Raw genomic sequence first — 25,800 nt, 5'->3', positions numbered from 1 at the left:
CTGCATTGCATCAAGGAGCAACCCAATGGATCTAGGCATTACCGGCCGCTGGGCCATCGTCTGCGCGGCCAGCCAGGGCCTGGGCAAAGGCTGCGCCGAAGCGCTGGGCAAAGAAGGCGTCAACCTGGTCATCAATGCCCGCACCCAGGCCACCCTGGAGCAGACCGCTGCCGAGTTGCGCGCGGCCTGCCCGGGCATCGAGGTGCGCACCGTGGCCGGGGATGTCGCCGACGCCGAGGTGCGCCAGGCGCTGCTGGCAGCCTGCCCGCAGGTGGATATCCTGGTCAACAACGCCGGAGGCCCGCCACCGGGTGACTTCCGTGACTGGGGGCGTGAGGACTGGCTGAAGGCACTGGACGCCAACATGCTTACCCCCATCGAGCTGATCAAGGCGGTGGTCGATGGCATGGCCGAGCGCGGGTTCGGCCGGGTGGTGAACATCACCTCCGGTGCGGTGAAGGCGCCGATCGATATTCTTGGCTTGTCCAATGGCGCACGCAGTGGCCTGACCGGCTTCATCGCCGGCCTGGCCCGTCAGCAGCGCCTGGCGGGCAGTAACGTGACGCTGAATAATCTGCTGCCGGGGGCGTTCGACACAGCGCGCCTGCAGAAGACCTTGAAGGCGGCAGGTGGCGATGTAGAAGCCACCGCACAGTCCCGGCGCAAGGCTATCCCGGCGGCGCGCTTTGGTAGTGCCGATGAGTTCGGCGCCTACTGCGCGTTCCTGTGCAGTGCGCATGCCGGGTACATCACCGGGCAGAACCTGCTGATCGATGGCGGGGCGTATCCCGGCACCTTCTGAATCGCCTGACTGAACTGTCATTCGAAACAAAATGCAGGCCCCTGTGGGAGCGGGTTTACCCGCGAACAAGGCGACACGGTGTATGGCACCGGCTTCGCCGGTGTTCGCGGGTAAACCCGCTCCCACGGGTACCGCGTCAGCCTTGAGGTGCGGCGATCAGTGAATCGCTACGGGGTTGATGTTCACCTGGGTCGAGCCCTTGTACAGCGGCTGCCCAAGCACGAACAGGAACTCGAACGCCTTGTCCTTCACCAGCGCGCGGGTGTCGATCAGCTCAAGGTTGTAGATGCCACGCTTGGCCAGCATGAACTGGTTGACCGGGAATTCTTCACCGGTCGGGTTCGGGTACACCTCCGACGCCCAGGTGTCGCCACCAAAGGCAACGATGCCCTGGTCCGCCAGCCACTCGGCCGCCGGCAGGTCGATGCCCGGTTCGGTGGCGAGGAACTGCTGGTTGTCCTTGCCGATCAGTTCCAGCCAACCGGTGTTGAACAGCACCACGTCACCCTTGCGCAGGGTAATGCCTTCTTTCTTCAGCACGGCCTTGATGTCATCGACGGTGATCGAGGTGCCGCCCGGCACGATGGCTTTGCCGTAGTGAGCGGTCATGTCCAGCACCACGCCGCGGGTGACCATGGGCGGTACTTTCTCCACACCCAGCTTGGTCACGCCTTCGACGGTGACGAAGTCGGCAGCCTTGTTGCCGTTGTAGTAGACGTTGTCGATACCGATGTGGCCGATGCCGTTGAGCTGGGTGCCGACGCCGGTCCAGCCGTTGACCAGTTCATCGTTGAACGTGAACTTGTTGCGGCCCAGGGTCTGGCCAGCCTGCTCGCCGGGCTGGATGTTGTACAGGTGGAAGCTGCGGTGGCGGAAGGCTGGCAGGTCTTTGCTCACCGGCACGGCCAGCGGGTAGGTCTTGCCGGTCTTGACCAGGCCGACCGCTTGCCTGACCACTTCGGGGGTGAGCAGGTTGGCGGCGCCGATTTCATCCTGTTTGCCGTAGGGCGAGGTCTGCCAGTCGGCGGCCAGGGTGGCCTGGGCAGTGCTCGCCAGGGCGACGGCGAGCAGCAGGGGCTTGAAGCATTTCATCGGGTACTCCTGATGGTGAGGCGTTGTCAGGAGCAGATTCTGCGCAGGGCCCGCTATGGGAAAAAGCGGCCCGGGGGACAATGACTTTTGCTTGCCGATCAACAACCACTCTCGTGCAGCGCCAGGCTCTGGCGCAACTGTTCGAGCATGGCCTGGCGCAGTGCCTGCGGCGCCTGCACGCGGATCGAGCCGGCCTGGGACAGCAGCCAGCCCATCAGCGCGCGGTTGTCGTCGACGGTGGCGACCAGCGTGGCGCCGCCGTCCGCTTGCGGCGTCAGTTGCATATCTGCCGACAGTGGCGACGCTTCCAGGCGCCTGGCCAGCGCAGCATCGACCCAGGCGTGCAACTCAACCTGTTCCGGGGGTGTGAGCGCATCGGGCTGCAGCTGCTGCGCTTCACCCAGGCTCAGGCCCGGTTGCCAGTACCAGCCGTAGGGCATGCCTTTGCTGTTGCACTGCAGCGGGAACAGCGCCGCGAGTTCGACCAGATCGCGTTCGACGGTGCGTTTGCTGGTGATATGGCCAACGGTTGTCAGGGCCGCCTGCAGCTGGGTGGAACTCATCCCTGGGTGACGGCCGGGCAGCAGCTTGAGCAACTGCCACTGGCGGGCGATGGTGTGACGGGTAGGGTGGCTGGGCAAAGGGCTCGTCCTTGAAGGCAGGCACGAAGCCTGCCTGAGTAGTGGCGTTTAGCTATCGGTCAGCATACCTTGTCACGGAATGGGATCCAAGTTCTCGCTCACGGCTGTTAGTCGAGGCGTGTCACCCATTTGCCTGCGCCTTGGCCTTCTTTCAGCTGCTGCAGAGCCTGTGGCAATGCCGAGAAGGCGAACTCTCGGCGCTGTGGCGCGATCAGGCGGCCATCGGCGACGGCCTGCAGCAGTCGTTCACCGGCCACGCGCAGGGCCTGGCGATCGCCAGCCGGCCGTGGGCATGAATGCTGTTGAGCGCCACTTCATGCAGCGAGATTGCCGTGCTGAAGGCGGGCGTTGGTGCGGTTTCCTGGCGGTCCTGGATGCACACGAGGTGGCCGTTGTAGCCGAGCAGGTAGGCAAGGCTGCCGGCATGGGCGCCGCTGACGGTGTCGAACAGGGTATGCAGCGGGCGCTCGCCCAGGGCGGCCTGCAGTTGGTTCTGCCAGTCGGCGTCGTGGTAGTCGAACACGCCGCTTACGCCGAGGGCCTTGAACAGCGCTTCGGTGGACGGGTAGCCGGGGTTGAATTCAGATAGCCAGGCTGTCGACCACGCCGCCGTCGACCCGCAGCGCTGCGCCGGTGGTGGCGGAGGAGTAAGGGGAGGCGAGGTACACCGCCAGGTGGGCGACTTCGTCGACATCGGCGGCGCGCTGGATGATCGAGCTCGGCCGTGCGGTACGCACGAAGTTGTCGGCTTCTTCACGAATGCTGCGCCCGGACGCCTGGGCTGCATCGGCTACCAGCGCAGCCACGCCGTCGGTCAGGGTTGGGCCGGGCAGCACTGCGTTCACGGTTACCCCGGTGCCGGCCAGGCGCTTGGCCAGGCCATGCGATACCGCCAGGTTGGCAGCCTTGGTGACGCCGTAGTTGATCATGTCGGCAGGGATGGCGATGCCCGATTCCGAGGAGATGAACAGGATCCGCCCCCAACCTTTCTCGACCATGCCCGGGGCATAGTGACGGGCCAGACGCACGCCGCTCAGCACGTTGGTGTCGTAGAAGCGCGTCCACTCGCTGTCGGCCACGTCGAAGAAGTCGACGTCGTCGTAGATGCCCAGGTTGTTGACCAGAATGTCGGCCCGTGGGTGGGCGGCGAACAGGGTGTCGGCACCGGCGGCGGTGCCCAGGTCGGCGACCACGCCGTGGATCTGCCCACTCCCACCTTGCTCGCGCAGTTCGGCCAGGGCGGCATCCAGCGACTTCTGGCTGCGGCCGGCAATGACTACGTCGGCGTTTGCGCGGGCCAGGCCGCGGGCGATAGCCAGGCCAATACCGCCGGTCGAGCCGCTGATGATGGCGGTGCGTCCGCCGAGGTCGATGTTCATGGAATGGCTCCTGTGGTTGGGTTGCATCGATAGGAGCCATCCTAGTGAAGCGCAGTCAGACTGTAAAAGACGTAATTCGACTGAGTTAAGACCTACATGGACTTATCAAGTCCTTCCTCGGCCAATGCCAGCACCCGCTCGCGGAAAATGCCCACGATTGGCCGCAAGTCGACCTGGTGCCAGACCGCCCACAACTGCTCGCTGGGCTGGAACCAGTCCAGCTTGCGCAGCACCACGGTTGGCCCGGCGCTGGCCGACAGGCTGCTTTGCACCATGGCCAGGCCCAGGCCGGCGGACACCAGGCCGAGTACGCTCAGCGGGTCGGTAGCCTCCAGCGACAGGCGCGGGGTGAAACCGGCATCACCACAACGGGCAATGAAATCGTCGCGCTTGTTGACCTGGTCGGGCTGGCCACCGGTGATGATCCATTCCTGCTCATGCAGGTCGGCGGGGGTCAGCCGGGCCTTGCTGGCCAGCGGGTGCGCGGCCGGGATGGCCAGCAACAACGGGTCGTCCAGTACCGGCTGGCCGCGCAGGTCGGGGTCGTTCTTTGGCGGCGGCTCGCAGACCAGGGCAATGTCCAGGCTGCGCTGACGCAGGCCTTCGAACTGCTCGTTGGGGGTCATGTTGTACAGCGCAATGTGAATGTTCGGGCGCTCGCCACGAATGGCCCGCACCGCGCCAGGCAGCACGCCGGCATGGATGGCGTGGTTGATGTAACCGATGCACAGCCCGCCTTCCTCGCCGCGGCCCAGGCGCTTGCCCAGCGATTCCAGGCGCTCGGCATGCTTGAGCAGGCCACGTGCCTCGGCCAGGAAGGTGCGCCCGTCCCTGGTCAGGTACAGGCGCTGGTTGCGCCGTTCGAACAGGGCCAGGCCCAGGTTGTCCTCCAGCTGGGCGATCTGCCGGCTGAGGGGAGATTGGGAAATATGCAGCTGCTCGGCGGCCCGGCCGACGTTCTCGCATTCGGCGACGGCCACGAAGTAGCGCAACTGACGTAGATCTTGCATGAGACCTCCGGGGACTTAACTGTTGATGATTATGACTTTGGCGGTCTCGATCTGGCCAGCCATGGATGCGCTCGCTTCGTCGGTTGAGCATGCCGACCAGGACTTGGCGGTGTTCAACGCAAGGGGAGGGCTTTGCCCTCCATTCGCGGGCACGCCCGCTCCCACAGGTACCGCGCTGTTTCCAATGCAGCGCAGTACCTGTGGGAGCGGGCGTGCCCGCGAATGCATCTGTCCAGGCCCCACAAAAGCTTGATCCTTTCGCAACAGCCCGACCACCACCTTTGCTTCAGAGGCAAAACTCATTGTCCCGCCCCCGTCTTTTTCCCATCCCCGCGTCCCCCCGAGAATTCACCCATCCCAACCTTCCACAGGTGATTCTCAAATGCCTCTCGCCTTGTTAGCCCTGACCTTGGCGGCCTTCGCCATCGGCACCACGGAGTTCGTGATCGTCGGCCTCATCCCGACCATCGCCAATGACCTGGCGGTCACCCTGCCTTCGGCCGGCCTGCTGGTCAGCCTTTACGCCCTCAGCGTCGCCATCGGCGCACCCCTGCTCACCGCCATGACCGGCCGCGTACCGCGCAAGCTGTTGCTGGTCGGTCTGATGGCGCTGTTCACCGCCGGTAACCTGGTGGCCTGGCAGGCGCCCAGCTACGAATCGCTGATCATGGCGCGCATCCTCACCGGCCTGGCCCACGGGGTGTTCTTCTCGGTCGGCTCGATCATCGCCACCAGCCTGGTGCCGAAAGAAAAAGCCGCCAGCGCCATCGCCACCATGTTCAGTGGCATGACCGTGGCCTTCGTCACCGGCATTCCGCTGGGTACCTTCATCGGCCAGCACTTCGGCTGGCGCGTGACCTTCCTGGTGGTGGCCGCGTTCGGCCTGGTGGCGCTGCTCGGCGCGCTGCTGTTCGTGCCCAAGCGCATCCAGCACAGCCAGCCGGCACCGCTGCTGCGCCAATTGCGGGTGATGCTGCAACCGCGCCTGCTGCTGGTGTATGCCATGACCGCCGTGGGTTACGGCGGCTCGCTGGTCGCCTTCACCTTCCTTGCCCCGATCCTGCAGGACATCGCCGGCTTCGGCGCCAACAGCGTTGCCCTGGTGCTGCTCGCCTACGGCGTATCGGTTGCCCTGGGCAACATCTGGGGCGGCCGCCTGGCCGACCGCAAAGGCCCGGTCAAGGCACTGTCGATCATCTTCCTGCTGCTGGCCATGGTGCTGCTCGCGCTGACCTTCACCGCGCCGCATCCGGTGCTGGTGGTAGTGACCGTGCTGGCCTGGGGCGCGGTGGCCTTCGGCAATGTGCCGGGCCTGCAGGTGTACGTAGTGCAGCAGGCGGAAAAGGTCGCCCCCGATGCCGTCGACGTGGCCGCCGGTTTCAACATCGCCGCCTTCAACCTGGGTGTGGCCGGTGGTTCCTGGGGCGGTGCCCAGGTGGTGCAGCAACTCGGCCTCGGCCACACCCCCTGGATCGCCGCACTGGTCACCCTCGGTGCCCTGGCCCTGACCCTGTACAGCGGCCGTCTCGACCGCCGCGTGCCTGCCCAGCCACAACCTGTCGTCAGCCGCGCCTGACCCCTGATTCGACTTACGGAGATGCTCGCCATGACTCAAGATCCGCTGTTCCAACCCCTGCAACTCGGCGCCCTGAACCTGCCCAACCGCGTACTGATGCCGCCGATGACCCGCTCCCGCGCCGCCCAGCCTGGCGATGTACCGACCGCGCTGATGGCCGAGTACTACGCACAACGCGCCAGTGCCGGGCTGATCGTCAGTGAAGGCACCTGGATCTCGCCGCTGGGCAAGGGTTACGCCCGTACCCCGGGTATCCACACCCAGGCGCAAATTGACGGCTGGCGCCTGGTCACCGAAGCGGTGCATGCCGCGGGCGGGCGTATCTTCGCCCAGCTATGGCACGTCGGCCGCCTCAGCCACAGCAGCCTGCTCGGCGGCCAGGCACCGGTGTCGTCCTCGGCGATGCAGGCCGACGGCGTGAATGTGTTCATCGACAATGCCGACGGCACCCCAGGCTTTGTCCAGGCCTCCAAACCGCGCGCGTTGAGCGAAGCGGAAATTGCCGAGATCATCGAGCAGTACCGCCAGGCCGCGCGCAATGCCATGGCAGCCGGTTTTGACGGTGTCGAGTTGCACGCGGCCAACGGTTACCTGGTCAACCAGTTCCTCGATTCTGGTGCCAACGACCGCACCGACCGCTACGGCGGCTCGCTGGAAAACCGCCTGCGTTTCCTCGACCAGGTCACCCGCGCGCTGGTCGAAGGCACGGGCAACGCTCAGCGTGTAGGCGTACGCCTGGCCCCACTGACCACGCTCAATGGCTGTGTCGATGACGACCCGGTCACCACCTATACCGCAGCGGCCCAGCGCCTGGGCGAAATCGGCATCGGCTACCTGCACATTGCCGAAGCCGACTGGGATGACGCGCCGGACATGCCGGTGGACTTCAAGCAACAACTGCGGACGGTGTTCCCCGGGGTGATGGTGTATGCCGGCAAGTACACCGGCGAACGTGCACGGCGTGCGCTGGAGGAGGGCTGGGCTGACCTGATCGGTTTTGGCCGGCCATTCGTGGCCAACCCGGATCTGCCGGCACGGCTGAAGCTGAATGCGCCCTTGGCGGAACACGAACGGGCTACGTTGTTTGGCGGGGATGCCCATGGCCTGACCGACTACCCGGCACTGGCAACAGCCTGATACAAGCCTTCGCGCGGACTTTTGCAGGGGCGGCCTTGTGCCGCGATAGGCCCGCAACGCGGCCCCGGCGATGTCAGTGCGAAGCTGCAATCGAGGTGCTTGTTTGTGTCCTATATATGAACCAAAATATGGCTCTCTATTGAGGGTGCAAACATGCAAAACATATTCGCTGACGTGGCTGTAAGCGTGTCGGAACTGAAAAAGAACCCATCCGCGGTGATGACCGGCGCTGCGGGTATGCCCGTCGCCGTGCTCAATCACAACCGCGTGATGGGTTACATGGTGCCGGCCGAACTGTACGAGGCCATGATGGAACGCTTGGAAGATCTCGAATTGAGCGAACTGGCAAAGTCGAGGTTGGGTGAACAAGGCGTACCGGTATCCCTGGATGACCTATAAACTCGAATTCCTGCCTTCGGCAATGAAAGAGTGGGGCAAGCTAGGCCACACCGTGCGCGAACAGATCAAGAAAAAACTCGCCGAGCGCCTGCAGTCACCCAAGGTACAGGCCGACGCGCTGTGTGACCTGCCGAACCACTACAAAATCAAGCTCAAGGCCTCTGGATATCGCCTCGTCTATCGAGTCGAGGACGAGCGTATCGTTGTAGTGGTGGTATCGGTTGGCAAGCGCGAGCGTAGCGAGGTGTATCGATCCGCTCAGAAGCGGTAAACATCATCAGTGGTGTAGCCATCCTGCAAACGCCGCGCGCTACGAATGCGCTTCGCTTACCGTTCCTCGTTGCTATTCCATCAGCATCACAGCGTTGGCGTATTTTTCCTGGTCCGGTGTGAACGTTGTCAGCATGCCGGTGTGATTACAGGTCAGGGTGAGCTCTGTTCGCGTATCGATGAACAGATCCTCGCCGCGAAGGCCCTGCCATTGCGCCAGGTACTTGAACGAACCGTACTTCATCGGTTTCTTCAATGCGCGATCATGGCCACCTTTCCAACCTAGCACCGGGAGTGCGCCATCGGCGCAGTGCCGGGCAAGTTCTGGTTGGGCCAAAGCCCGCTCACGGCCAATCTCCCAGCAGCGGATCAAGCCCTCGTCGGGTCCTTTCCATGCTTCTTCCCAGGTGATCAAGGGGCGGATGGGGTGATGAATAGGGCGCTTGATGATCCCGGTAGTTCGATCCATGACTGAGATTGTCCGTAATGTTCAGTTGGCCTGGATGCTACTAATTGGCCATCATTGTGTCCAGTGCTGGCCCGCCTCACCTCTGTGTTCAGTCAAGGCTTTGCTGCAACGCCTCGATAAACACCTCTTCCGCGCGGCTGAAGCGCTGCTCCCTGTTCCACAACAGGTGGATATCCACATCGGCAATCCCTTCCTGCGGCGGCAGCTTCCACAGCAACCCGGCGTCTACATCCGGTGCCACCACATGCTCGGGCAGGCAACCTATGCCAAACCCGGCAATCACCAGCCGGCGCACTTCTTCAAGGCTCGGTGACGACGCCACGATCCGCCCGGCAAACCCTTGCTGGTCGCGGAAAATGGTCAGTGGCGACAGCATGCCGCCAATCTGGTCACTGGTGAAACTGACGAAGTTCTCCCGCTGCAGGTCGCCTTCGTCCTGGCCGAACAGGGCATGGTGCTTGCCACAGAAGAACGCATAGCGCTGGCGCAGGAACAACCGTTGCTCCAGCCGTGGCTGCGCACGCCGGTTCAGGCTGAGGCCCGCCGTGGCGGTTTTTTCCTGCAAGGCGGCGACGATGTCGGAGCTGCGCATCACGTCGATCTCCAGCTCCACCCGCGGGTGCTGGCGGTGGAAATCGGCGAGGAAGTCGTCGAAGCGTTCGTTGACGATACGGCTGATCATCAACAGGCGTACCTTGCCCACCAGTTCGTCCGCCGGCTGCTCCAGCAAGCCGCCGATCTGCGACATCTGCCCATAGACCTCGCCGGCAAGCTGGAACAGCTGCTCGCCCATTTCGGTCAGAACGAAACGCGGCCCGCGACGGGCGATGAGTTGGCGGCCGAGCTGCTCTTCCAGGCGCTTGAGTGCCTGGCTCACTGCTGGCTGGGTGAGGTGCAGGCGGGCGGCGGCGCGGCTGATGGACAGCTCCTGGCCGATGACCCGGAAGGTGCGCAGCAGGTTCCAGTCGAGGCGGTCGTTGAGCAGGCGGTCGGGCATGGCGGGGCTCGATAATAAGCAAGGCTAATAGTGCGAATAATAAATAGAAAATTGACTAATCATAGCCCCGGGCCGATAAATCGCAGGTATTGAGGCCTGTTGCATCGGTGTTGGCTTCTTCGCGGGTAAACCCGCTCCCACAGGTACTGCAGCGCTTGCAGACCTTGTGCAATCCCTGTGGGAGCGGGTTTACCCGCGAAGAAGCCAACACCAGACCAGCAGGCCAAGCGCCACAAGAGCGCCACCGTGCCCCCGACAACTCCTGCCAGAACAACAAGCAAAGGAGCCCCCATGAAGCCCACCGCTTCCCCCCAACCACGCCGTGCCGCCGCCGCCGCATTCATCGGCACCATGATCGAGTGGTACGACTTCTACATCTACGCCACCGCCGCCGCCCTGGTGTTCGGCGCGCTGTTCTTCCCCTCCGACAACAGCCTGTTCAGCACCATGGCCGCGTTCGGCACCTTCGCCGTCGGCTTCTTCGCCCGGCCGCTGGGTGGCATCGTCTTTGGCCATGTGGGCGACCGTATCGGCCGCAAGAAGTCGCTGGTCATCACCTTGCTGATGATGGGCGTTGTCACCGTGGGCATCGGCCTGCTGCCGACCTACGCGCAAATCGGCGCCACCGCGCCGGTACTGCTGATCCTGCTGCGCATCGTCCAGGGCATTGCCGTGGGCGGCGAATGGGGCGGGGCGGTGCTGATGGCCGGCGAGCATGCGCCCAAGGGCCGGCGCAACTTCTTTGCCTCGTTCGCCCAGTTGGGCAGCCCGGCGGGCCTGATCCTGTCGCTGCTGGCCTTCGGCGCGGTCACCCGCCTGCCGGAAGCAGACCTGATGAGCTGGGGCTGGCGTGTGCCGTTCCTGGCCAGCGCGCTGTTGCTGCTGGTGGGCCTGGCAATCCGCCTTGGGGTGAATGAATCGCCCGAGTTCATCGCCAGTCGCGAGCAGGCGGAAAAGGCCCGGCGCAAGGAGCAGGCTCCGGCATTCGAAGTGCTGCGCACGGCCTGGCGCCCGCTGTTGCTGTGCATCGGCGCCAATACCCTGGGCATTGCCGGGGTCTACTTCACCAACACCTTCATGATCAGTTACACCACCCAGCAATTGCACCTGGAGCGTTCGTTGATCCTGGAGTGCCTGTTCTTCGTGGCAATCATCCAGTTCTGCGTGCAGCCGCTGGCCGCGTGGTTGTCGGAAAAGATCGGCGCTACCCGCTTCCTGGCCCTGGTTGCGTTGCTGGCCATGGCCTCGCCATACCCGATGTTCGTGCTGGTCAGCTCTGGCGAAGGCCCGCTGATCGTGCTCGGCATCGCCCTGGCAGCCGCGTGCATGGCGTCGTTCTACGCGGTAATCGCCGGCTACGTCAGCGGCATGTTCGACACCCGCGTGCGCTACACCGCCATTTCCCTGGCCTACCAGATCTGCGGCGCCATCGCTGGCGGCCTGACCCCGCTGATCGGCACCTGGTTGGCCCACACCTTCAGCGGTCAGTGGTGGCCGATGGCGCTGTTCTACACCCTGATCGCCACTATCTCGTTGGTTTGCGTGCTCGCCCTTGCGCGCCAGTATGCCCGTAGCCAGCGCCTGGAGCTGGCTTGATCGAACCGTTTATTCTGGAGTACCCGCACATGTTGAAAAGCAATGGCGAACGCCTGTGGGCGAGCCTGATGGCCATGGCCGAAATTGGCGCCACCGCCCGTGGCGGCAGCTGTCGCCTGGCTCTGAGCGACGACGACAAGGCTGGCCGTGAACTGTTCAGCCACTGGTGCCGCGAAGCCGGCCTGACGCTGACTGTGGATGCCATTGGCAACCTGTTCGCCCGCCGCGCTGGCAGCGACCCGGCTGCAGCGCCGGTGATGATGGGCAGCCATCTCGACACCCAACCAGAGGGCGGTCGTTTCGATGGCGTCTACGGTGTGTTGGCGGGGCTCGAAGTGGTACGCCGGCTCAATGACTTGAACATCCAGACGCGCAAACCGCTGGAAATCGCTGTATGGACCAACGAGGAGGGGGCCCGCTTCACCCCGGCCATGTTCGGTTCGGCGGTGTTCACCGGCGCCCTCGCGCTGGACGAAGCGCTGGCCATTCGCGACGCTGATGGCATCAGCGTCGCCGACGAACTGCAACGCACCGGTTACGCCGGCCAGCGCCCGCTGGGCGGTCAGGTCGCTGCCTATTTCGAGGCGCATATCGAGCAAGGCCCGATCCTTGAAGATAACGCCAAGGCCATCGGTGTGGTCAGCGGCGGGCAGGCCATCCGCTGGCTGGACGTTACCGTCGAGGGCCAGGCGGCGCATGCCGGTACCACGCCGATGTCATTGCGCAAGGATGCCCTGTACGGCGCTGCACAGATGATCCAGGCCGTCGAGCAACTGGCCGCCGACTTCGCGCCGCAAGGCCTGACCACCGTGGGCGAACTCTCTATCGCCAAGTCCTCGCGCAACACCATCCCCGGCGTGCTGCGCTTCACGGTGGACCTGCGTCACCACCGCGATGAAGCCATCGAGGCCATGGAGCGTGACCTGACCCTGAAGCTGCAAGCCATCGCCAACCAGCGCGGCCTGCAGGTGCGTATCGAGCGCCACTGGGTCAGCCCGGCCACGCCGTTCGACGCTGACTGCGTAGCCGCTGTGCAGCAGGCGGTGGACGGCCTCGGTTATGCCCAGCAGTCGATCGTCAGCGGCGCCGGCCACGACGCCATCCTGCTGGCCCGCTACTGCCCGACCGCCATGGTGTTCATCCCCTGTGTCGGCGGCCTGAGCCACAACGAAGCCGAAGACGTACTGCCCGACGACGCCCGCCAGGGTGCCGATGTACTGCTCAACGCCGTGCTGGCCCGCGCGGGCCGTATCGAACAAGGAGAAGCCTGATGCGTTGCTACTTCCATCCCGAACAACTGCTGCACCACCCCCGTAGCTATTACTCGCGCGGCGCCATGCGCACCCCGCAGGAAGTCCCCGAGCGCGCCCGGCGTCTGCTGCAGGCGGCCAGGGACCTAGGCTTCGACATCCGTCAGCCTGAGGATGCCGGCCTCGAGTCGCTCAAGGCTGTGCATGGCGAGGCCTACCTGGCCTTCCTCGAAGAGGCCCATGCGCGCTGGAAGGAAGTGCCCGAGGACTGGGGCGACGAGGTCATGTCCAACATCTTCGTGCGTGAGCCCAACGCCCTGCGCGGCATCCTCGCCCAGGCAGGGCGCTACCTTGCGGATGGTAGCTGCCCTGTAGGTGAAAACACCTGGCGCTCGGCCTATTGGTCTGCGCAAAGCGCGGTGGCCGGGGCAAAGGCCATTCTCGATGGGGAACCGGCGGCCTATGCGCTGTGCCGACCTCCTGGGCACCATGCGCGGTTCGATGCTGCGGGTGGTTTCTGCTACATCAACAACGCTGCCGTTGCTGCCCAGGCCTTGCGCAGCCGCTACAGCCGCGTGGCCATTCTCGATACCGACATGCACCACGGGCAGGGGATTCAGGAGATCTTCTACGATCGCAGTGATGTGCTGTATGTGTCGGTGCATGGTGACCCGACCAACTTCTACCCGGGTGTGGCCGGGTTCGAGGATGAGCGTGGCAGTGGTGCGGGGGAGGGGTACAACCTGAACTTGCCGATGGCGCATGGGGCTAGCGAAGCGGACTTCATGGGCCAGTTGGAGGTTGCACTCGCTGCGGTGAAGGACTTTGGCGCCGAGGTGCTGGTGTTGTCACTGGGGTTCGATATCTACGAGCTGGATCCGCAGAGCAAGGTGGCGGTGACGACGGAAGGGTTTGCGGTATTGGGCGAACGGATTCGGGCGATGCGCTTGCCGTGCCTGATCGTGCAGGAAGGGGGGTATCACCTGGAGAGCCTGGAGGCGAATGCGCAGGCGTTTTTTGCTGACAAGGCGGACTGGCGATAAGGAGGGGCGGGGCTGACAGGTGCTTGCCATGACAGTTTCAGCGCCTGAGAGATCGAGCGCCGCGCGGGCGGCGCTCGATCTCTCAGGCGCTTAAAGTGTTGTGGCGAACACCCCGCAAACCGTTACACCCCACCCCGCCGCACATGCTTCACCAATACCTTCTCCAGCAACTCCCACATCGCCGGCTCGGTGCTGAACGCCACGTTGAACCGCATCCACCCGGTCGCCTTGGCATCGACCATGAACAACTGCCCGGGCCCGAGCATGATGCCTTTCTCCAGCGCATCATCCAGCAACGCCGCGCTGTCCGGAATCGCCGGGTGGCGGGTCCAGATATACATCCCTTCATCCGACTCGATGAACAACTCGAAGCCCAAGCGATGCAGATGCCGGCCAACTTCCTGGTGCGCTTCGGCCAGCCGTTGGCGCAGGCGCTTGAGGTGCTTGCGCCAGCGCCCGTCGATGATCGCGGCATACACCACGCGCTCCATCACCTGCGAGGTGGTCAGGCCCGAGCGCATCTTCAGGTGCAGCAGCTTCTGCATCAGTTCGGGGTTGGCCAGCATGTAGCCAACGCGCACATTGGGCGAAATGCTCTTGGAGTAGCTGCCCACGTACACCACCTGCTGCAGGTGGTCGAGGCTGGCCAGGCACGGCTGCGGCTCGGCGACCATGTCGGCGTACAGGTTGTTCTCCACCAGGCGGAAACCGTGCTGGCTGGCCAGTTGCAGCAGGCGGTGCAGCTGCGGCAGCGGCGTGCGCGAGCAGGTCGGGCTGTGCAGGTGCGGCTGGGTGAAGAACGCAGTGGGGCGGTGATGGCTGAGCAACTGTTCCAGCTGGTTCAGGTCGTAGCCGGCCGGTGTGCGCGGCACGCCGACCAGGGTCGCACCCTGGGTGCGCAGGATGCTCATCAGGTTGGGGTAGCCGGGGTCGTCCACCAGCACCACATCGCCCGGGCGCACCAGCGTACGCGCGGCCAGGTCCAGGGCCTGGCTGGCGCCGTGGGTGAGCATCAGTTGCGCCGGGTTGGCGACGATCGACAGTTCCTGCTGCAGGTTCTGCGCGGTCAGCGCGCGCAGTTCCGGCAGGCCCATGGGGTCGCCGTAGCCCGACAGCTCCAGCGGGCTGCCGGCCACCTGGCGCAGGCCGCGGCGCAGGCCGTCTTCGTACATCCAGTCGTTGGGCAGCCAGCCGCACCCCGGCTTGAACGGCAACTGGCGGATTTCGAAGATCTGCTGCAGGTACCACTCGGAGTTGAACGTTGGTCGACTGGTGTCGGCCTCGGCATTGTGCTGGTCCAGCAATTCGCCCGCCGCGCGGTTGACGAAGAACCCCGCATTGCCCCGGCTCACCAGCAGGCCCTGGGCGACCAGGCGGTCGTAGGCCTCGACCACGGTGAAGGTGCTCACCGAATAGCTCGCGGCAAAGGCGCGGATCGAGGGGACCTTGGCGCCTGGCTTGAGGGTCTGGTTGTCGATCAGCTCGCGCAGCCCGTCGATGATCTGGTTCACCAGCGGGGTCGAGGAGTCTGGATGTAATTCGAACATTCGGGGCCTTCAGGGTGCGTATCGCCCGGCGTTTGCAAGGTGTATTGCATGGGCGACCTGTACAGTGCAGTGCGAGTTTCATGCCACTGTGCATGGCTCTCTGCGTCGGACATTTTTACATTAGGTGTCAGATATCGCCACCTAAAGCATGTTCAGTTCGCCCCAGGCGCCTGCCCTGGGGCGCGTCAGCAGGCCGCCATGGAAGGCCTGCGTGTGTTCGCTCACACCATCCTGCGCGCATTAGCACTGATGTACGTGAAACCGCCAGCCATCGGGGTTTCACAGTTTTCCTTGGATAAAAAGAAGCACGGGGTACACAACTGATGGACGCAACATCCACAACCACCACCGCGAAAAGCGGGCACGAGAGCAAGCTCAGTGCCTCGCTGAAGTCGCGCCACCTGACGATGATGTCGATCGCCGGGGTTATCGGCGGCGCCTTGTTCGTCGGTTCCGGCAGCGTGATTCACAGCGCCGGCCCAGCCGCTGTCCTGGCCTACCTGGCAGGCGGCATCCTGGTGGTACTGATCATGCGCATGCTGGGTGAAATGGCGACTTCCTCGCCAGACACCGGTTCGTTCTCCACCTACGCCGATCGCGCCATCGGCCGTTGGGCCGGTTTCACCATCGGCTGGCTGTACTGGTGGTACTGGGTCATCCTCATGGCCTGGGAAGCTTATGTGGCGGGCAAGATCCTGCATGGTTTCTTCCCCGACGTCAGCGTCAACGTGTTCGTGCTGGCCACGACCCTGTTGCTGATCACCGTCAACTTCTTCAACGTCAAGCACTACGGTGAGTTCGAGTTCTGGTTCGCCTTGATCAAGGTGATCGCGATCGTCTGCTTCCTGATCGTGTGTACCGCTGCCGTGCTGAACATCTGGCAGTTCGGTGAAGTGCGTGGCATCAGCCACCTCACCGCCGAAGGCTTCATGCCCAACGGCATCACCACCGTGATCGGTGCCTTGCTCGGGGTGATGTTCGCCTTCCTCGGCGCGGAAATCGTCACCATCGCCGCTTCCGAAGCCAAGGACCCGGCCGCGCAGATCGTCAAGGCGACCAACTCGGTGGTCTGGCGTGTGTGCCTGTTCTACGTGGGTTCGATCTTCCTGATCGTCTGCCTGGTACCGTGGAACGACCCGTACCTGGGCGTTTCCGGCTATGGCGCCTACCGCCGCACCCTGGAACTGCTGGGCGTGCCCTATGCCGAGCTGCTGATGAACTTTGTGGTGCTGACCTCGGTGAGCAGCTGCCTGATCTCGGGCCACTACACCGCTTCGCGCATGCTGTTCTCCCTGGCCCAGCGTGGCGACGCGCCGTCGTTCTTCAAGATCACCCGCGCCGGCACCGGTGTACCGGTGTACGCGATCATGGGTTCGTGCGCCGTGGCCGTGGTGTGTGCACTGATCAACTTCAGCGAGACCCTGCGCCCGAAAGACGTGCTGGAAACCCTGATGAACACCACCGGCATGATCGCCCTGCTGGTGTACCTGGTGATCGCCTTCTCGCAGCTGCGCATGCGCCGCAAGCTGATCGCCGAAGGCAAGGAAGTGCGTCTGAAGATGTGGCTGTTCCCGTGGCTCACCTACCTGGTGATCGCGTTCATCGTGGCCGCCCTGGTGACCATGGCCTTCATGCCTGACTACCAGATCCTGGTGATCTCCACCGGTATCGCCGCAGCAGTCGTGGTGGCGATGGGTGTGGTGCACCAGATCCGCACTGGCAAGCAGCACTAAACGTCACGCGCTTCTCAAAACGGCCGGCTCCCTGGGGGGGGGCCGGCCGTTTTGTGTTGTTGGGCCAGGGTTTTCCCTCGGACTTCTGGCGTTTTGCTTGTGGGACCGCGTCAGACCTATCAGAACAGGGCAGATGGCATATGCTGAACACATTGCCCGCCCAAAGGAGCTTCACATGGCCTGGTCCGCCACCCAGTATTCCCAGTTCGAAGACGAACGCACGCGCGCCGTGCGCGACCTGCTCGCCGCCGTGCCGCCACGCCCGGTCCGCCACGCCACCGATCTGGGCTGTGGCCCCGGCAATTCCACCGAGGTGCTGCTGCAACGTTACCCGGATGCTCAGGTGACGGCCCTGGACAGCGACCCGGACATGATCGACAAGGCCCGCGAGCGCAAACGGCTGTGCATCCCCCGCGTGCGCACGGTCATTGGTGACATTGCAGGCTGGTCCGCCCCCGAGCCGCAGGACCTGATCCTGGCCAATGCCTCGCTGCAATGGGTACCTGACCATGCCTCGCTGTATCCGCACCTGGTGCGCCAGCTGAGCGAAGGTGCCAGCCTGGCCGTGCAGACCCCGGACAACCTCGACGAGCCGGCCCATCGGCAACTGCGCGAAATTGCCAGCCAGGGTCCCTGGGCGGCGAAGTTCGCCGATTTCCAGCTGCCGCCACGGCACAACGCGGCGTTCTACTACGACCTGCTCAGCCCGCTGTGTGCGCGGGTGGATGTGTGGCGTACCACCTACCATCACCCGTTGGCCGGCGGCGCCGAAGCCGTGGTGGAATGGTTCAAGGGTTCTGCCTTGCGTCCGTATCTGGGGCGGTTGGAGGCGCAGGAGCAGGTGGATTTCCTGCAGATGTACCTGCAGGCGATGCAGCGCGACTACCCGCCGGCCACCGATGGCAAGGTGCTGTTGCCGTTCCCGCGGCTGTTCGTGATCGCTACCCGCTAGGGCGGCGCCAGCGCCAGGCCACGTAGCTGTAGATGCCGAGGTTGAGCAGCAGTACGAAAGTGCCCAGCAGCAGCTGGATGTGCGGGGTCAGCCCGGCGGGGTAGATCAATGGCCAGATGTAGTGCTCGACGAAGCCGCCCTGATAGCCCGCGTCACCGGCAGCGCTGCGCATGCGGTTTTCCCAGGTGGTCAGCGGGCAGCCCAGGTGCAGGCATTCTACCGCCAGGCCCCAGGTCAGGGCCGGCAGGTGCAGCAGCAGGGCAGGGCGCCAGCGCAGCACCAGCAGGCCGCCGAACAGCACCAGCAGGATGAAGGCCAGGTGCAGCAGGACCAGGGTGTCGGCGGCAAGGCGGTAGAGCATGAGGAGTTGTTTTGTGAATTGAGTTCTTCCCAGCATAGATGGGTTGCCTGTACTGGCCTCTTCGCGGGTAAACCCGCTCCCACAGGTACTCCACGGAACCTGAGAACTGTGGGGGATCTGTGGGAGCGGGTTTACCCGCGAAGAGGCCGGCACAGGCTTACAACCCTTCCTCCACCATCTGCAGGAAGGTCGCCACCACCCGCCGCGTGCGCTGTTCACTCAGGCACACCAGTGTCTCGGTCAGGTGCCGCTGGCAATCGACGATCGGCAACGCACACACCCGTGCATCCGCACCAAACTCCGCCGCCGACACCACCCCCACACCAATCCCCACCACCACCGCTTCCCGCGCCGCTTCCCGGCCTTCCACCTGGATCGCCGGGCGAATCCGCAGCCCGGCCCGTTGCATCTCTTCTTCCAGCGTCTGCCGCGTCACCGACCCGGGCTCGCGCAGCACCAGCGGCATATCGTCCAGATCCGCCAGGCTGATCGCGCCACGGCTGGCCCATGGGTGCTGGTGGGAGACGAACGCCACCATCGGGTCGCGACGCAGCGGCAGGCAGTGCAGCCGCTCATCGTCGACGTCCCGCCCCAGCAGGGCCAGGTCGGCCTGGTAGCTGAACAGCCGGGCCAGCGACTCGTCGGTGTTGCCGGTCTCGATCTTCACCTGGATGCCCGGGTAGCGCTGGCAGAAGCGGGCGATCTGCGGCAGCACGTGCACTGGCGCATCCACTGCCAGTACCAGGCTGCCGGTGTGCAGCGCACGCGAATCCTGCAGCAGTTCATGGGCTTCGGCCTCGCAGGCGAACAGGCGCTGGCTGATACCCAGCAGGCGCTCGCCGAGGTCGGTGAGCTGCACCGAGCGCTTGTTGCGGTGGAACAGCAACACGCCGAAGCGCTCCTCCAGTTTGCGCACCTGGTCCGACACCGCGGGCTGGGTAAGAAACAGCTTCTCGGCGGCGCGGGTAAAGCTGCCGTGAACTGCCACGGCATGGAAGGCCTTGAGTTGTGCGTGGGAAACCGACATGACGACCTCAGTAACAAGCTGGGCTTATGTGTGAAATACGATAAATCGATTTTATTTATCTTACTGCAACTGTTTCCATGCATGTCAGCCCGACGCTGGCACCACAAGCGCCGCCAGGGCCATGGCGCCCACACGGTGCCATCTGACCCGATGACAGCCTCGTCATCGCTGTGCGTAACACAAGAACAAGACAGGCGTTTCTTCACATTCTGCCGGCACACTTGAGCAAGAGGTCAGACTTACATGAACCAATCCCTAGCCGCGTTCAAACGCTGGCGCATCCAGATTTTCGCCATTACCTGGCTGGCCTACGCCGCCTTCTACTTCACCCGCAAGGCCTTCTCGGTGGCCAAGCTGGGCATCGCTGAAGACCCCGGCTTCATGCTCGACAAGGCCGCCATGGCCAACCTCGACGCCATCTACCTGGCCGCCTACGCCGTGGGCCAGTTCACCTGGGGCATGCTTGCCGACCGCTTTGGCCCGCGCGTGGTGGTGCTCGGCGGCCTGCTGATTTCTGCTGCCGCGGCGGTGGTGATGGGCAGTTACGCGACCTTCCCGATCTTCGCCACCTGCATGCTGGTACAGGGCCTGGCGCAATCCACCGGCTGGGCCGGGTTGTGCAAGAACATCGGCAGCTTCTTCCCCGCGTCGCAGCGTGGGCGGGTGCTGGGCCTGTGGAGTTCCTGCTATGCCTTTGGCGGCCTGGTGGCCTCGCCGTTCGCCGGCTGGTGGGCCTATACCCTGGTCGGTACCTGGCACGCGGCGTTCTTCTCCAGTGCCGCGGTGGTGGCGCTGGTGGCCGTGCTGTTCTTCTTCCTGCAGCGCAACAAACCTGAAGACGTTGGCCTGCCGGCGGTGGAGCCCGAGCCGCAGAGCATGGCCCCGGCCGGCAACCTGTGCAGCGTGTGGGCGCCGCTGAAGGAGATCCTGCGCAACCGCACGGTGCTGACCCTGGGGCTGGCGTACTTCCTGTTGAAGCCGGCGCGCTACGCCATCCTGCTGTGGGGGCCGGTGATCGTCTTCGAGCAGATGCCTTCGGTGGGCAAGGTAGGTGCAGCGATCATCCCGACAGCCTTCGAACTGGCCGGGCTGCTCGGCCCTATCATCATTGGCCTGGCCTCCGACAAGCTGTTCGGCGCCCGGCGCATGCCGGCCTGTGTCATCAGCCTGCTGCTGCTGACCGTGGCCCTGGCGGCATTCATGGCGGCCATGCACACCGGCAGCGTGATCCTGGTGGTGGCCCTGCTGTTCGTCATGGGCCTGACCCTGTACGGGCCGGACTCGATGATCAGCGGCGCTGCGGCCATCGACTTCGGCACCGCCAAGGCCGGTGCCACCGCAGCGGGCTTCGTCAATGGCTGCGGCTCGGTGGGGGCGATACTGGGCGGGCTGCTGCCGGGTTACTTCGATGGTGTCACGGTGTTCATCGTGTTTGCCGGCTGTGCCCTGTTCTCGGCGCTGGTGCTGCTGCCGCACTGGAACAGCCGACCGGCCAGCGCTGTGCAAAGCACCGATGTGGCACCAAATACCAGCATGGCAATCAAGCCACTGCGTACCTGAAAGGAAAGCGAGCGAATGAGACCCTTCTGGCTGCAACAGGCCCTGGATTCGGCGCAGGAGGCGGTGTGCCCACCGCTGCAAGGCGATGCCCGTTGCGATGTATGCATCGTCGGTGGCGGCTACACCGGCCTGTGGACCGCACTGATGCTCAAGGAGGCGGTGCCGGCCCTGGATATCGTGCTGATCGAGGCCGATATCTGCGGCGCCGGTGCCAGTGGCCGCAATGGTGGCTGCGCGTTGTCCTGGTCGGCCAAGTACTTCACCCTCGAGCGCCTGTTCGGGGTGGCCGAGGCGGTGCGCCTGGTGCGCGAGTCGGAGCGCAGCATCGGTGAAATCGGCGCGTTCTGCGCGGCCAATGGCATCGACTGCGATTACCGCCTTGACGGCACGCTGTACACCGCCACCAATGCCGCCCAGGTCGGCGCCACCGACGCGGTGATTGCTGCGCTGGAGCACAGAGGGATCAATTCGTTTCGCCGCCTGCCGCTGCAGCAGGTGCAGCGCCTGGCGGGTTCGGCGCGGCACCTGGAAGGCTGGTTTTCGCCGGCCGCGGCCACGGTGCAGCCGGGCAAGCTGGTGCGCGGCTTGCGCCGGGTGGCCTTGCAGCGCGGCGTGCGTATCCATGAGGGCAGCGCCATGACTGGCCTGGAGCACGGCACCCCGGTGCAGGTGCGCACGGCCCATGGCACGGTGCGCGCCGACCGCGTGGCCCTGGGCCTGAATGCCTGGATGGCGCGGGCTTTCCCGCAGTTCGAGCGCAGCGTGGCGATCGTTTCCAGCGACATGGTGATCACCGAGCCGTGTCCCGAGCTGCTGCACCAGATTGGCCTGGACAGCGGCATCAGCGTGCTCGATTCGCGGATTTTCGTGCACTACTACCACAACACCTCCGATGGTCGGCTGATGCTCGGCAAGGGTGGCAATACCTTCGCCTATGGCGGGCGCATGTTGCCGGTATTCGACCAGCCGTCGCCGTACCGGCCGCTGCTGCGCGAAAGCCTGGGTGGGTTTTTCCCGGCGCTGGCCGAGGTGCCGCTGGCGGCCAGCTGGAACGGGCCGTCCGATCGCTCGGTGACCGGTTTGCCGTTTTTTGGCCGGCTGGACGGGCAGGGCAACGTATTCTACGGCTTTGGTTACTCCGGCAGTGGCGTCGGGCCGTGCCACATGGGTGGGCAGATTCTCTCGTCGCTGGCGCTGGGGCTGGACAACCCGTGGACCCGTTCGCCGTTGGTGAAAGGGCCGCTGGGGCTGTTCCCGCCAGAGCCGATCCGCTACCTGGGCTCGCTGATGGTGCGCAATGCCATCCGCCGCAAGGAGCGGGCCGAGGACCATGGTTTGCGTCCGCGCCGGCTGGATGTGCGGTTGGCGCGGTTGGCCGCGGCGGCAGGCAAGGCGGACAAAGGCTGATGAGATTTCTTGTCGAACACAGGCCAGAGGGCGTATAAACTGCACCCACTTTTGGCCGGTCGCTTCCTGAACCGGCCGCTGAAACAAGAGAGTCGACATGGGCGCACAGTGGAAAGCCAAACATAAAGAAGCCGCGGCCAACGCCAAAGGCAAGATCATGGGCAAGCTGTCCAAAGAGATCCAGATCGCTGCCAAGTCCGGTGCCGACCCGGACATGAACCCGCGCCTGCGCCTGGCCATCGAGCAGGCCAAGAAGGCCTCGATGACCCGCGAGACCCTGGAGCGCGCAATCCGCAAGGGCGCGGGCCTGGACGGCGATGCCGTGCAGTACTCGGCGGTTAGCTACGAAGGCTTCGCCCCGCACCAGGTACCGCTGATCGTCGAGTGCCTGACCGACAACGTCAACCGTACCGTCGCGCAAATCCGCGTGCTGTTCCGCAAGGGCCAGCTGGGTGCCAGTGGTTCGGTGGCCTGGGACTTCAACCATGTCGGCCTGATCGAAGCCACCCCGAACGGCGACGCCGACCCGGAAATGGCGGCCATCGAAGCCGGTGCCCAGGACTTCGAGGAAGGCGACGAAGAGGGTTCGACCCTGTTCATCACCGACACCACCGACCTGGACGCGGTGCAGAAAGCCCTGCCGGAGCATGGCTTTACCGTGACTTCGGCGAAGATCGGCTACACCCCGAAAAACCCGGTGAGCGCGGCCAGCCTGAGTGCTGAAGCATTGGCCGAGGTGGAAGCGTTCCTCGAGGCGATCGACGAGAACGATGATGTGCAGAACGTGTATGTCGGCCTGACTGACTGATCTGCGTATCCGGGGCCGCTTTGCGGCCCTTTCGCGACGCAAGGCCGCTCCCACAGTGGAACGCATACTCCATGTGGGAGCGGCATTGTGTCGCGAAACGAGGGCAAAGCCCTCGCCAGCGGTCTGGAGCCGAACCCCGATGAACCCCACCTTCGCCTCCCTCAGCCTCGCCCACCTGCGCACCCTCGACCACCTGCTGCAGCTGAAGAACCTCAGCCACGCCGCCGAGCGTCTGGGCGTCAGCCAGTCCGCCCTTAGCCGCCAGCTGGCCCACCTGCGCGAAGCCTTTGACGACCCGTTGCTGGTTCGCCAGGGCCGCGGTTACGTGCTAAGCGAACACGCCGAAGCCCTGGTCGAACCCCTGCGCCAGGTTCTCGAAGAACTGCACGCCCTGCGCCAGCCCGCAGTATTCGACCCGGCGCGTTGCGAGCGGCGCTTCTGCCTGGCAGCGTCCGACTATGTGGCCGAGCACATGCTGCCGCTGCTGGTGGCGGCGCTGGAGCGCGAAGCGCCGGGCGTATCGCTGGAGTACCGCACCTGGCAGGCCGGCCAGTACGCCTTGCTGGCCAGCGGTGAGATCGACCTGGCCACCACCTTGTTCGACGAGTCGCCACCCAACCTGCACGGGCGCCTGTTGGGCGAAGACCGCGCGGTGTGCCTGATGCGCCACGACCACCCGCTGGTCGCCCACGGTGCGCTCAGCCAGGCCGACTACCTGGCGCACAAGCATGTGCGTATTTCCGGCGGTGGTGACAAGGACAGCTTCATTGACCGCCATCTGCGCGTCCAGGGCCTGCAACGTCGGGTCAGCCTGGAAGTGCCGTTCTTCTCAGCCACCGTGCAGGTGATCGCCAACAGCCAGGCGCTGGCCACCGTCCCCGAGCATATCGCCCGGCAGCTGTGTCGCCTGCATGACCTGGCCTGGCGGCCGCTGGGTTTCATCGACCACAGCCAGCGCTACTGGGTGGTATGGCACCAGCGCCTGCAGGCCTCGGCCGAGCACCGCTGGTTGCGCAACCGGGTGTTCGAGTTGTGGCGCCAGTCGCAGTTTGGTGTGCAGGGCGGGCATGCGGGTTTGCCATAACAGGTATGCGCGAAGCGGGGTTATTCACTTCGGGATAGGTGCCTAGACTGGGTGCAATGTGTTGTCTGTACCGGCCTCTTCGCGGGTAAACCCGCTCCCACAAGCGATGCCATGCCTGTGGGAGCGGGTTTACCCGCGAAGAGGCCAGTACAGGCAGCGAACAACCCACAGGAGACCCCAGGTGACCCCCGAACAATTCCGCCAGTACGGCCACCAACTGATCGACCTTATCGCCGATTACCGCCAGACCGTTGGCGAGCGCCCGGTCATGGCCCAGGTCGAGCCCGGCTACCTCAAGGCCGCCTTGCCCACACAGGCCCCTCAGCAAGGCGAACCTTTCGCAGCGATCCTCGACGACGTCAACCAGTTGGTCATGCCTGGCCTGTCCCATTGGCAGCACCCGGACTTCTACGGTTATTTCCCCTCCAACGGCACCCTGTCGTCGGTCCTCGGTGACTTCCTCAGCACCGGCCTTGGCGTATTGGGCCTGTCGTGGCAGTCCAGCCCGGCCCTGAGCGAGCTGGAGGAAACCACCCTCGACTGGCTGCGTCAGTTGCTCGGCCTGTCTGGCCAATGGAGCGGGGTGATCCAGGACACCGCATCCACCAGCACCCTGGTGGCGCTGATCTGTGCGCGCGAACGCGCCAGCGACTACGCACTGGTGCGCGGCGGCCTGCAAGCCCAGGCCAGGCCGCTGATCGTCTATGTCAGTGCCCACGCCCACAGCTCGGTGGACAAGGCAGCACTGCTGGCCGGTTTTGGCCGCGACAACATCCGCCTGATCCCGACCGACGAACGCTACGCCATGCGCCCGCAAGCACTGCAGGCGGCGATCGAGCAGGACCTGGCCGCCGGCAACCAGCCCTGCGCCGTGGTCGCGACCACCGGTACCACCGCCACCACGGCGCTCGACCCGCTGCGCCCGATCGGCGAGATCGCCCAGGCCCATGGCCTGTGGCTGCACGTGGACTCGGCCATGGCCGGCTCGGCGATGATCCTGCCGGAATGCCGCTGGATGTGGGACGGCATCGAGCTGGCCGATTCGCTGGTGGTCAACGCGCACAAGTGGCTGGGCGTAGCCTTCGATTGCTCGATCTACTACGTGCGCGACCCGCAGCACCTGATCCGGGTCATGAGCACCAACCCCAGCTACCTGCAGTCGGCGGTGGATGGCGAGGTGAAGAACCTGCGTGACTGGGGTATCCCGCTGGGCCGCCGGTTCCGGGCGTTGAAGCTGTGGTTCATGCTGCGCAGCGAGGGCGTTGAGGCGTTGCAGGCACGGCTGCGGCGTGACCTGGACAATGCCCAATGGCTGGCCGGGCAGGTTGCGGCGGCTGGGGAGTGGGAGGTACTGGCGCCGGTGCAGTTGCAGACGTTGTGCATTCGCCATCGGCCGGCGGGGCTGGAAGGGGAGGCGCTGGATGCGCATACCAAGGGGTGGGCCGAGCGGCTGAATGCGTCCGGGGATGCCTATGTGACGCCGGCGACGCTGGATGGGCGGTGGATGGTGCGGGTGTCGATTGGCGCATTGCCGACCGAGCGGGAGCATGTCGAACAGCTCTGGGCGCGCCTGCAGGAAGTGGTCAAGGGCTGAAATTGCCGGGGCCGCGTTGCGGCCCATTCGCGGGCAAGCCCGCTCCTACAGGGACTGCATCGGCCT

Annotated in this window: 26 protein-coding genes; 16 read left to right on the top strand and 10 right to left on the bottom strand. The window is 64.7% G+C overall.

Annotation, left to right across the window (positions count from 1 at the left end):
* Window positions 1-25: 25 nt before the first annotated feature.
* Window positions 26-802 carry an SDR family oxidoreductase gene (locus tag J5M71_RS21050; RefSeq protein ID WP_207836261.1) on the top strand — a complete coding sequence of 259 codons (777 nt, stop codon included), beginning with the start codon at window positions 26-28 and terminating at the stop codon, window positions 800-802.
* 156 nt (window positions 803-958) lie between these two features.
* Here J5M71_RS21050 and J5M71_RS21045 read toward each other — a convergent pair whose 3' ends face one another.
* From J5M71_RS21045 to J5M71_RS21025, 5 genes are all read right to left on the bottom strand, one after another.
* Window positions 959-1,894 (bottom strand): cyclase family protein, encoded by a 936-nt coding sequence (locus J5M71_RS21045; protein ID WP_207836259.1) that lies wholly within the window; start codon window positions 1,892-1,894, stop codon window positions 959-961.
* Window positions 1,895-1,992: 98 nt separating this feature from the next.
* Entirely contained in the window at window positions 1,993-2,535 is a 543-nt protein-coding gene (locus tag J5M71_RS21040) for a WYL domain-containing protein (RefSeq protein ID WP_207836257.1), read from the bottom strand.
* Between the two features lie 211 nt (window positions 2,536-2,746).
* Entirely contained in the window at window positions 2,747-3,058 is a 312-nt protein-coding gene (locus tag J5M71_RS21035; RefSeq protein ID WP_243434287.1) for a hypothetical protein, read from the bottom strand.
* A gap of 58 nt (window positions 3,059-3,116) precedes the next feature.
* Window positions 3,117-3,914 (bottom strand): SDR family oxidoreductase, encoded by a 798-nt coding sequence (locus J5M71_RS21030; protein WP_207836255.1) that lies wholly within the window; start codon window positions 3,912-3,914, stop codon window positions 3,117-3,119.
* Between the two features lie 92 nt (window positions 3,915-4,006).
* Window positions 4,007-4,924 carry a LysR substrate-binding domain-containing protein gene (locus tag J5M71_RS21025; RefSeq protein WP_063913760.1) on the bottom strand — a complete coding sequence of 306 codons (918 nt, stop codon included), beginning with the start codon at window positions 4,922-4,924 and terminating at the stop codon, window positions 4,007-4,009.
* 382 nt (window positions 4,925-5,306) lie between these two features.
* Here J5M71_RS21025 and J5M71_RS21020 point away from each other — a divergent pair, with 382 nt between their 5' ends.
* The 4 genes from J5M71_RS21020 to J5M71_RS21005 all read left to right on the top strand — a co-directional run bounded on the left by J5M71_RS21020 (window position 5,307) and on the right by J5M71_RS21005 (window position 8,307).
* On the top strand, window positions 5,307-6,500 hold the full coding sequence (locus J5M71_RS21020) for an MFS transporter (protein WP_207836254.1): 1,194 nt from the start codon (window positions 5,307-5,309) through the stop codon (window positions 6,498-6,500).
* Between the two features lie 30 nt (window positions 6,501-6,530).
* The gene (locus J5M71_RS21015) at window positions 6,531-7,637 is read left to right on the top strand and encodes an alkene reductase (RefSeq protein ID WP_207836252.1); all 1,107 of its coding nucleotides are present in this window, start codon (window positions 6,531-6,533) and stop codon (window positions 7,635-7,637) included.
* A 153-nt stretch (window positions 7,638-7,790) separates the two neighbouring features.
* On the top strand, window positions 7,791-8,036 hold the full coding sequence (locus tag J5M71_RS21010) for a type II toxin-antitoxin system Phd/YefM family antitoxin (protein WP_063913757.1): 246 nt from the start codon (window positions 7,791-7,793) through the stop codon (window positions 8,034-8,036).
* Window positions 8,026-8,307, top strand: a complete 282-nt coding sequence (locus J5M71_RS21005) for a type II toxin-antitoxin system RelE/ParE family toxin (RefSeq protein ID WP_063913756.1) — start codon at window positions 8,026-8,028, stop codon at window positions 8,305-8,307. The genes J5M71_RS21010 and J5M71_RS21005 overlap by 11 nt, the downstream gene beginning before the upstream one ends.
* Window positions 8,308-8,379: 72 nt before the next feature.
* Here J5M71_RS21005 and J5M71_RS21000 read toward each other — a convergent pair whose 3' ends face one another.
* Window positions 8,380-8,775 carry a hypothetical protein gene (locus tag J5M71_RS21000; protein ID WP_063913755.1) on the bottom strand — a complete coding sequence of 132 codons (396 nt, stop codon included), beginning with the start codon at window positions 8,773-8,775 and terminating at the stop codon, window positions 8,380-8,382.
* A gap of 88 nt (window positions 8,776-8,863) precedes the next feature.
* The gene (locus J5M71_RS20995; protein ID WP_063913754.1) at window positions 8,864-9,772 is read right to left on the bottom strand and encodes a LysR family transcriptional regulator; all 909 of its coding nucleotides are present in this window, start codon (window positions 9,770-9,772) and stop codon (window positions 8,864-8,866) included.
* A gap of 291 nt (window positions 9,773-10,063) precedes the next feature.
* Between J5M71_RS20995 and J5M71_RS20990 the strand changes: the two genes are divergently transcribed.
* Genes J5M71_RS20990 through J5M71_RS20980 form a run of 3 tightly spaced genes read left to right on the top strand, consistent with a single transcriptional unit; the run spans window position 10,064 to window position 13,661 of the window.
* Window positions 10,064-11,368 carry an MFS transporter gene (locus J5M71_RS20990; protein WP_207836248.1) on the top strand — a complete coding sequence of 435 codons (1,305 nt, stop codon included), beginning with the start codon at window positions 10,064-10,066 and terminating at the stop codon, window positions 11,366-11,368.
* Between the two features lie 29 nt (window positions 11,369-11,397).
* A complete protein-coding gene (locus J5M71_RS20985; RefSeq protein WP_207836298.1) occupies window positions 11,398-12,639 on the top strand; it encodes a Zn-dependent hydrolase in 1,242 nt (413 codons plus the stop codon).
* Window positions 12,639-13,661 (top strand): histone deacetylase family protein, encoded by a 1,023-nt coding sequence (locus J5M71_RS20980; protein ID WP_207836245.1) that lies wholly within the window; start codon window positions 12,639-12,641, stop codon window positions 13,659-13,661. Before J5M71_RS20985 ends, J5M71_RS20980 begins: the two co-directional genes overlap by 1 nt.
* Window positions 13,662-13,783: 122 nt before the next feature.
* Here the strand turns inward: J5M71_RS20980 and J5M71_RS20975 are convergent, their stop codons facing one another.
* A complete protein-coding gene (locus J5M71_RS20975; protein WP_063913751.1) occupies window positions 13,784-15,208 on the bottom strand; it encodes a PLP-dependent aminotransferase family protein in 1,425 nt (474 codons plus the stop codon).
* Window positions 15,209-15,256: 48 nt separating this feature from the next.
* On the opposite strand from J5M71_RS20975, the gene J5M71_RS20970 reads away from it, so the two are divergent.
* The 3 genes from J5M71_RS20970 to tam all read left to right on the top strand — a co-directional run bounded on the left by J5M71_RS20970 (window position 15,257) and on the right by tam (window position 17,893).
* Window positions 15,257-15,532 carry a hypothetical protein gene (locus tag J5M71_RS20970; protein ID WP_085619209.1) on the top strand — a complete coding sequence of 92 codons (276 nt, stop codon included), beginning with the start codon at window positions 15,257-15,259 and terminating at the stop codon, window positions 15,530-15,532.
* The gene (locus J5M71_RS20965; RefSeq protein ID WP_207836243.1) at window positions 15,532-16,941 is read left to right on the top strand and encodes an amino acid permease; all 1,410 of its coding nucleotides are present in this window, start codon (window positions 15,532-15,534) and stop codon (window positions 16,939-16,941) included. Before J5M71_RS20970 ends, J5M71_RS20965 begins: the two co-directional genes overlap by 1 nt.
* Before the next feature lie 175 nt (window positions 16,942-17,116).
* Window positions 17,117-17,893 (top strand): trans-aconitate 2-methyltransferase, encoded by a 777-nt coding sequence (gene tam / locus J5M71_RS20960; RefSeq protein WP_063913750.1) that lies wholly within the window; start codon window positions 17,117-17,119, stop codon window positions 17,891-17,893.
* Here tam and J5M71_RS20955 read toward each other — a convergent pair.
* On the bottom strand, window positions 17,883-18,254 hold the full coding sequence (locus J5M71_RS20955; RefSeq protein ID WP_207836240.1) for a DUF2784 domain-containing protein: 372 nt from the start codon (window positions 18,252-18,254) through the stop codon (window positions 17,883-17,885). The genes tam and J5M71_RS20955 overlap by 11 nt on opposite strands.
* 157 nt (window positions 18,255-18,411) lie before the next feature.
* Window positions 18,412-19,281, bottom strand: coding sequence for a LysR substrate-binding domain-containing protein (locus J5M71_RS20950; protein WP_063913748.1), 870 nt, complete (start codon window positions 19,279-19,281; stop codon window positions 18,412-18,414).
* Between the two features lie 243 nt (window positions 19,282-19,524).
* Between J5M71_RS20950 and J5M71_RS20945 the strand changes: the two genes are divergently transcribed.
* The 5 genes from J5M71_RS20945 (at window position 19,525) to J5M71_RS20925 (ending at window position 25,734) form a co-directional block, all read left to right on the top strand.
* Entirely contained in the window at window positions 19,525-20,841 is a 1,317-nt protein-coding gene (locus J5M71_RS20945; protein ID WP_207836237.1) for an MFS transporter, read from the top strand.
* Window positions 20,842-20,856: 15 nt separating this feature from the next.
* Window positions 20,857-22,248: an FAD-dependent oxidoreductase gene (locus J5M71_RS20940; protein WP_207836236.1), complete on the top strand. Its 1,392-nt coding sequence runs from the start codon at window positions 20,857-20,859 to the stop codon at window positions 22,246-22,248.
* A 97-nt stretch (window positions 22,249-22,345) separates the two neighbouring features.
* The gene (locus J5M71_RS20935) at window positions 22,346-23,056 is read left to right on the top strand and encodes a YebC/PmpR family DNA-binding transcriptional regulator (RefSeq protein ID WP_013972055.1); all 711 of its coding nucleotides are present in this window, start codon (window positions 22,346-22,348) and stop codon (window positions 23,054-23,056) included.
* Window positions 23,057-23,195: 139 nt separating this feature from the next.
* The gene (locus tag J5M71_RS20930; protein ID WP_207836233.1) at window positions 23,196-24,140 is read left to right on the top strand and encodes a LysR family transcriptional regulator; all 945 of its coding nucleotides are present in this window, start codon (window positions 23,196-23,198) and stop codon (window positions 24,138-24,140) included.
* 181 nt (window positions 24,141-24,321) lie between these two features.
* Window positions 24,322-25,734, top strand: a complete 1,413-nt coding sequence (locus tag J5M71_RS20925; RefSeq protein WP_207836232.1) for a DOPA decarboxylase — start codon at window positions 24,322-24,324, stop codon at window positions 25,732-25,734.
* The last annotated feature ends 66 nt before the right edge of the window (window positions 25,735-25,800 follow it).

It is taken from the genome of Pseudomonas sp. 43(2021), assembly GCF_017490805.1.
GTDB lineage: Bacteria > Pseudomonadota > Gammaproteobacteria > Pseudomonadales > Pseudomonadaceae > Aquipseudomonas.
Note: the sequence above shows the minus strand (reverse complement) of the source record. Positions and strands in the feature narration are given on the sequence as shown.

What these genes read in the sequence shown, in the direction of transcription:
- J5M71_RS21050 (WP_207836261.1), top strand. Translation starts at nt 26, where the DNA reads ATGGATCTAGGCATTACCGGCCGCTGGGCCATCGTCTGCGCGGCCAGC.
- J5M71_RS21045 (WP_207836259.1), bottom strand. Translation starts at nt 1,894, where the DNA reads ATGAAATGCTTCAAGCCCCTGCTGCTCGCCGTCGCCCTGGCGAGCACT.
- J5M71_RS21030 (WP_207836255.1), bottom strand. Translation starts at nt 3,914, where the DNA reads ATGAACATCGACCTCGGCGGACGCACCGCCATCATCAGCGGCTCGACC.
- J5M71_RS21025 (WP_063913760.1), bottom strand. Translation starts at nt 4,924, where the DNA reads ATGCAAGATCTACGTCAGTTGCGCTACTTCGTGGCCGTCGCCGAATGC.
- J5M71_RS21020 (WP_207836254.1), top strand. Translation starts at nt 5,307, where the DNA reads ATGCCTCTCGCCTTGTTAGCCCTGACCTTGGCGGCCTTCGCCATCGGC.
- J5M71_RS21015 (WP_207836252.1), top strand. Translation starts at nt 6,531, where the DNA reads ATGACTCAAGATCCGCTGTTCCAACCCCTGCAACTCGGCGCCCTGAAC.
- J5M71_RS21010 (WP_063913757.1), top strand. Translation starts at nt 7,791, where the DNA reads ATGCAAAACATATTCGCTGACGTGGCTGTAAGCGTGTCGGAACTGAAA.
- J5M71_RS21005 (WP_063913756.1), top strand. Translation starts at nt 8,026, where the DNA reads ATGACCTATAAACTCGAATTCCTGCCTTCGGCAATGAAAGAGTGGGGC.
- J5M71_RS21000 (WP_063913755.1), bottom strand. Translation starts at nt 8,775, where the DNA reads ATGGATCGAACTACCGGGATCATCAAGCGCCCTATTCATCACCCCATC.
- J5M71_RS20995 (WP_063913754.1), bottom strand. Translation starts at nt 9,772, where the DNA reads ATGCCCGACCGCCTGCTCAACGACCGCCTCGACTGGAACCTGCTGCGC.
- J5M71_RS20990 (WP_207836248.1), top strand. Translation starts at nt 10,064, where the DNA reads ATGAAGCCCACCGCTTCCCCCCAACCACGCCGTGCCGCCGCCGCCGCA.
- J5M71_RS20985 (WP_207836298.1), top strand. Translation starts at nt 11,398, where the DNA reads ATGTTGAAAAGCAATGGCGAACGCCTGTGGGCGAGCCTGATGGCCATG.
- J5M71_RS20980 (WP_207836245.1), top strand. Translation starts at nt 12,639, where the DNA reads ATGCGTTGCTACTTCCATCCCGAACAACTGCTGCACCACCCCCGTAGC.
- J5M71_RS20975 (WP_063913751.1), bottom strand. Translation starts at nt 15,208, where the DNA reads ATGTTCGAATTACATCCAGACTCCTCGACCCCGCTGGTGAACCAGATC.
- J5M71_RS20970 (WP_085619209.1), top strand. Translation starts at nt 15,257, where the DNA reads ATGGGCGACCTGTACAGTGCAGTGCGAGTTTCATGCCACTGTGCATGG.
- J5M71_RS20965 (WP_207836243.1), top strand. Translation starts at nt 15,532, where the DNA reads ATGGACGCAACATCCACAACCACCACCGCGAAAAGCGGGCACGAGAGC.
- tam (WP_063913750.1), top strand. Translation starts at nt 17,117, where the DNA reads ATGGCCTGGTCCGCCACCCAGTATTCCCAGTTCGAAGACGAACGCACG.
- J5M71_RS20955 (WP_207836240.1), bottom strand. Translation starts at nt 18,254, where the DNA reads ATGCTCTACCGCCTTGCCGCCGACACCCTGGTCCTGCTGCACCTGGCC.
- J5M71_RS20950 (WP_063913748.1), bottom strand. Translation starts at nt 19,281, where the DNA reads ATGTCGGTTTCCCACGCACAACTCAAGGCCTTCCATGCCGTGGCAGTT.
- J5M71_RS20945 (WP_207836237.1), top strand. Translation starts at nt 19,525, where the DNA reads ATGAACCAATCCCTAGCCGCGTTCAAACGCTGGCGCATCCAGATTTTC.
- J5M71_RS20940 (WP_207836236.1), top strand. Translation starts at nt 20,857, where the DNA reads ATGAGACCCTTCTGGCTGCAACAGGCCCTGGATTCGGCGCAGGAGGCG.
- J5M71_RS20935 (WP_013972055.1), top strand. Translation starts at nt 22,346, where the DNA reads ATGGGCGCACAGTGGAAAGCCAAACATAAAGAAGCCGCGGCCAACGCC.
- J5M71_RS20930 (WP_207836233.1), top strand. Translation starts at nt 23,196, where the DNA reads ATGAACCCCACCTTCGCCTCCCTCAGCCTCGCCCACCTGCGCACCCTC.